At 73.8% G+C, this 1,241-nt stretch carries 1 protein-coding gene and 1 pseudogene; both read left to right on the forward strand.

Annotation, left to right across the window (positions count from 1 at the left end):
- A partial coding sequence (locus AC1DXV_RS34825; RefSeq protein ID WP_477938074.1) for an AAA family ATPase occupies positions 1-568 on the forward strand: 568 nt, incomplete at its 5' end.
- A 20-nt stretch (positions 569-588) separates the two neighbouring features.
- A pseudogene (locus tag AC1DXV_RS34830) lies at positions 589-1,241 on the forward strand (DUF58 domain-containing protein); the annotation flags it as partial.

Raw genomic sequence — 1,241 nt, forward strand, 5'->3', positions numbered from 1 at the left:
GCTCGAGGCGATGGAGGAGCACCAGGTCAGCATCGAAGGCGAGACGCGCGCGCTGCCGTCGCCGTTCTTCGTCATCGCGACGCAGAACCCGACCGACCAGCTCGGCACCTACCCGCTGCCCGAGTCGCAGCTCGACCGCTTCCTGATGTGCATCACGCTCGGCTACCCCGATTACGCGAGCGAGCGCGCGCTGCTGGCCGGCATCGACCGGCGCGAGGCGATCGGCGCGCTGGGCGCGGTGATGACGCCGCAGGACCTGCTCGCGGCGCAGCAGGACGTGCTGCGCGTGCATGCCTCCGACGCGCTGCTCGACTACCTGCAGGCGCTGATCGGCGCGACGCGCAGCGGCGCCTGGTTCGTCGACGGGCTGAGCCCGCGCGCCGGCATCGCGGTGCTGCGTGCGGCCAAGGCGCATGCGCTGCTCGACTCGCGCGACTACGTGGCCCCGGACGACGTGCAGGCGATCCTCGCGCAGACGATCTCGCACCGGCTGGTGCCGGTGGCCGGCGCGGGCCGCGGCGCGCGCGAGCAGGTGCGCGCGATGATCGAATCCATCCCGCTGCCCTGATCCTTCGCCGACCCGACGCCATGCAGGCCGCCGACGCGCTGAAGCTCCCGCTGCGCCCCTTCGCGCTCGCCGCGGGCGCGGTGCGCCAGCGCTTTCGCGCCTGRTGGCAGGCCCGGCTGCCGCACACCGACACGCTGCTGCTGACCCAGCGCAACGTCTACATCCTGCCGACCCGCGCCGGGCTGATGTTCGCGCTGACGCTGATGGTGCTGCTGGTCGCGTCGATCAACTACCAGCTGAACCTCGGCTACGTGCTGACCTTCCTGCTGGCCGGCAGCGGCATCGTCTCGATGCACCTGACGCACAACACGCTGCGCGGCATGACGCTGCACCTGCGCCCGCCGGCGGCGGTGTTCGCCGGAGACCCGGCGCCGCTCGCGGTCACGCTGACGAGCCCGGCGGCCGAACGCTTCGGCATCGGCCTGCGCCTCGAATCGTCCGATGCGGCGACGCTGACCTGGGCCGACGTGCCGGCCGGCGGCCAGTCCGCGACCCAGGTCAGCTTCGTGCCGCGGGCGCGCGGGCTGCACCCGGTGCCGGCGATCAGCGTCGAGACGCGTTTTCCGCTCGGCCTGTTCCGCGCCTGGGCGGTGTGGCGGCCGGCGGCCCAGGTGCTGGTCTACCCGCGCCCCGAGCGCCCGCCGGCCCCGCTGCCGCCGGCGCATCCCACGCC

It is taken from the genome of Rhizobacter sp. P3_C12 (assembly GCF_056402735.1).